The 4010-nt window shown below is 33.4% G+C and carries 4 protein-coding genes; 3 read left to right on the top strand and 1 reads right to left on the bottom strand.

The features are described 5' to 3' along the window. The first annotated feature begins 76 nt into the window (after positions 1-76). Positions 77-943, top strand: a complete 867-nt coding sequence (locus tag B2S90_RS01155; RefSeq protein WP_278861260.1) for a LysR family transcriptional regulator — start codon at positions 77-79, stop codon at positions 941-943. A 20-nt stretch (positions 944-963) separates the two neighbouring features. On the opposite strand, the gene B2S90_RS01150 is transcribed toward B2S90_RS01155, so the two are convergent. Further along, positions 964-1380: a hypothetical protein gene (locus B2S90_RS01150; RefSeq protein ID WP_040390262.1), complete on the bottom strand. Its 417-nt coding sequence runs from the start codon at positions 1378-1380 to the stop codon at positions 964-966. Positions 1381-1480: 100 nt separating this feature from the next. On the opposite strand from B2S90_RS01150, the gene B2S90_RS01145 reads away from it, so the two are divergent. Together B2S90_RS01145 and B2S90_RS01140 are read left to right on the top strand one after the other, a co-directional pair. Beyond that, positions 1481-2677 (top strand): O-antigen ligase family protein, encoded by a 1197-nt coding sequence (locus B2S90_RS01145; protein ID WP_286696414.1) that lies wholly within the window; start codon positions 1481-1483, stop codon positions 2675-2677. A gap of 38 nt (positions 2678-2715) precedes the next feature. Continuing rightward, positions 2716-3972 (top strand): serine dehydratase subunit alpha family protein, encoded by a 1257-nt coding sequence (locus tag B2S90_RS01140; protein WP_286696413.1) that lies wholly within the window; start codon positions 2716-2718, stop codon positions 3970-3972. Positions 3973-4010 lie beyond the last annotated feature (38 nt).

Here is a 4010-nt window from a genome sequence, read left to right as displayed (position 1 = left end):
AAATAATAAGTAGAAAAGTACAATGCCAGTTTTGTATTATGCTATAATGTGAGTGCATAGTGAGGAGGAATATTAAATGATTGAAATTGGACAAGTTGAACAATTATTAGCTGTTTCTAAATATGGAACATTATCTAAAGCGGCTGAAGCATTACATATCTCTCAGCCAGCTCTTTCTCGTGCCATGCAGAAGCTTGAAGAAGAACTGCAGGTTCCTATTTTTGACCGTGAAAAGAATCGTATTACTTTAAATGCGACTGGTAAAGTAGCTGTTGATTATGCACAGAAGGTATTATTTTCTGCCAATGATATGATTGCTCGTGTACGTGAATATGATCGTATGACTCATACAATTAGTATTGGATCATGCGCACCTGCGCCTTTATGGGATTTAGTACCTTATGCTGGTAAGATATATGAAGATATGGCTATTTCTTCAGAAATAAAAATGCCAGATATCTTATTATCTGGTTTAGAGAATGATTTATATACAGCTGTTGTATTAAATAAGATTCCTGATAGTAAAGAATTATATTATGCGTTATATGATACAGAAACATTGTATTTCTCATTAGCACCTGATCATCCTCTTGCAGATAGTAAAGCATTATTCTTTAAGAATCTAGATGGTCAGACAATGCTGTTGTATTCTAGAATTGGTGTATGGTATCCAATGCATTTAGAAACACAGCCTCATACTCATTTTATTCTTCAGGATAATAGAGAAGTATTTATGGATCTGACTCAGAATTCTACTCTTCCTACATTTATTTCTGATTTATCTATAGAAAGAGATGGCAAGCCAGATAATAGAAAGATTATTCCAATCATAGATAAAGAAGCGACTAATAGTTTCTATCTTGTATGTAAGAAAAAGAATAAGAAACTATTAGAACCACTTTATCGTGCTGTAGAAAAAAGATTAGAAAAGAAAAAGAAGTAGTTATTAAAAACTACTTCTTTTTAGAATCCTAGATAACCTAGAATAGCACTGACATAGAATAAGATACCTGCAACGATTAATAAATAGTTAGACCAAGTGCTTTTCTTCTTTAAATAGAATGTATTCGCCTGTTCCCCTAAATAAATAGGATATTCCTGTCCTTTTACATAATCTTTTTCAATCTTTTCTACTTTAAATTCCTGGATAGATGCCTGGTTATACTTCTTTGTACCATAAGAATACTGGAAGATAGGACGACAATATAAGTTATTGACTTTCTTATAACCATGGTAAATTCCTTTAATTTCTCTTTTATCTTTCTTAAAGAAGATTTCATAGATTCCATAAGCCATGAGTAGTGTTCCTAAAATAATAGATAGGATAATCATGAATGGAGATCCTGATTTAAAAGAGAAGAATGAAGTGTTCATATTCATATATTCTACCTCCATAGAGTATTCTACCAATATTTCGTGAGTAAACAATATTTTTTTTGATTTTTCGTGTATAATATAGAATGTAATAAAGGGGGTTCTCATGGATATTATTAAAAACTTAAAGTCACGTTTTGATTCTGTGCAATGTGATTTTCTTATTGCGGTTGCCGCAATATTCCTTCCTTTCTATATTACTGTAGTGATTCATGCAATTATATTCTTTAAATGGATTAAACAGGGTGAAGTAAAGAAAGGTTATGAAGAAGCAAAACGCAGTAAATATATTATTTTCTTTTCAGCACTTATTTTCTTAACAAGTGTCTTTTATCAGAACTGGCCAGGAGCTGGTGTATCATTAGGTTATTTGATGTTATATAGTATGACACTTGTATATAGACGTCATGCAAGTGAAGAACTATTTGATACAATGTTGAATATAGTGATTGGTTTAAGTGTATTTGCAAGTGTATGGGCTATTATTGAATATATCTTCATCTTAAGACAGTTTGATCTTGAAGGATGGTATTTGGTTGTATTTAATGCACCACAGTATCGTACGAATGCGATGTTCTTTAATGCGAACTACTATGCAATGATGATTGAGTTCTTTGTGGCTATTTGCTTCTATAAGTTCTTGAAGTATACTCATAATCATGGATTCATGAATCATATTAAAGAAATAGTGATTATTGGTTTAATTACATTACTTAACTTATTCTGTCTATATTTAACAGGATGTCGTACTGCTTGGCCTGCACTTGCTGGTGGTCTTGCGATTATGTTGTTGTTTAATCGTAATTATAAGAGTTTTGGTGGTATTTGTGCTGTAGGTGCAGCCGGTGTTGGTTTCTTTATCGCAAAACCTCAATATATTCCACGTATGAGCAATATTGTGAAATACTTAGGGGTAAGAAGACATATCTGGGAAGTTGCTATTCAGAACATTAAGACACATTTCTTATTTGGTGAAGGACCTATGACATACTGGCACATTTATGCACAATATAATGGGCATCCTACACAGCATTCACATAATATCTTTATTGATCCTGTTTTATGTTTTGGGATTATAGGATTATTGGTGATTGCACCGTTCTTCATTGAAAATATTAAACGTTTATATCGCTTATTAAGATCAAAGTGTAACCCTACTCTTGTTGCTTTAATTGTAGGCTATATTGTTATGATCTATATTCATGGATTACTCGATTATACAATCTTCTTTGTATCAACTGGATTCTTATTTGCGATGATAGTAAGCAGCTTTGACATTTATAGAAAAGATATTGATCAATAAGGCAATGATTCATTGCCTTTTTAATAAGGAGAAAAAGAATGGATAAAGAACTTTATGAGACTTATGTAAGAATCTTAAATAAGGAACTCGTAACTGCCATGGGATGTACAGAACCTATCGCAATTGCGTATGCAGGAAGTCTCGCAAGAAAGGCATTAGGTGGTATGCCAAATAAGATCATGATTGAAGTCAGTGGTAATATTATCAAGAATGTCAAGAGTGTTATTGTGCCTCATACTCATGGAAACAAAGGTATTGAAACAGCTGCCTGTATTGGGATTACAGGTGGAGATGCAGAAGCAGAATTAGAGGTTATTAGTCATGTGAAGGAAGAAGATATTATTGCGATGACTGAACTTATGAAGAGTGCCTCTATTAAGGTACAGCCTTTAGAATCCCCTTATTCTTTAGATATTCGTTTAACTGTATCTAATGATGAACATGAAGCAATGGTACATATTGCGGGAACACATACACATATTGTAGAAATGACAAAAGATAATGAAACTATTGTATGTGGAGAAGCATTGAAACAGACTATTGATGAAGATTATCTCACTCTTACTATGCATGATATTTATACTTTTGCGAAAGAAGTCCAAATTGATGATGTAAAAGAGTTATTAGATCAGATGATTGCATGTAATACTGCCATTGCACAAGAAGGAATGCATGGTGATTATGGGGCTAATATTGGTAAGGTGATAGCGATTAGAAAAGATTTACCAAGTCTATTAAAGGCCTATGCAGCAGCTGGTAGTGATGCAAGAATGAATGGTTGTGAACTACCTGTAGTGATTAATTCTGGTAGTGGTAACCAGGGATTAACTGTATCTGTACCTCTTATTATTTATGCAGAAAGAGAACATTTAGATAAAGAGAAGTTATATCGTGCTCTTGTGATTTCTAACTTAACAGCCATTCATTTAAAGACTGAGATTGGTCGTTTATCTGCTTTCTGTGGTGCAGTAAGTGCGGGTGCTGCATGTGGTGCAGGACTTGCTTATTTAAAGGATGCAAGTGAAGAAGTGATGAATCATACAATCGTGAATGCCTTAGCTATTACTTCTGGTATTATCTGTGATGGTGCTAAAGCAAGCTGTGCTGCAAAGATTGCGGTAAGTGTAGAAGCTGGTATTCTAGGTTATGATATGTATATGAATGGTCAGCAGTTCTATGGTGGAGATGGTATTATTTCTAAGGGTATAGAAAATACAATCCACAATATCGGTGTATTAGGAAGTCAAGGTATGGCTTCTACTGACCAGGAAATCATTAAAATTATGTGTGAATAGTAAAAGCTGCCAATTGGCAGCTTTTAGTGTCCTATTTC

Origin of the sequence: Catenibacterium sp. UBA627 (assembly GCF_002299355.1) — a bacterium.
Taxonomy (GTDB): Bacteria; Bacillota_I; Bacilli_A; order Erysipelotrichales; family Coprobacillaceae; genus Catenibacterium; species Catenibacterium mitsuoka.
Note: the sequence above shows the minus strand (reverse complement) of the source record. Positions and strands in the feature narration are given on the sequence as shown.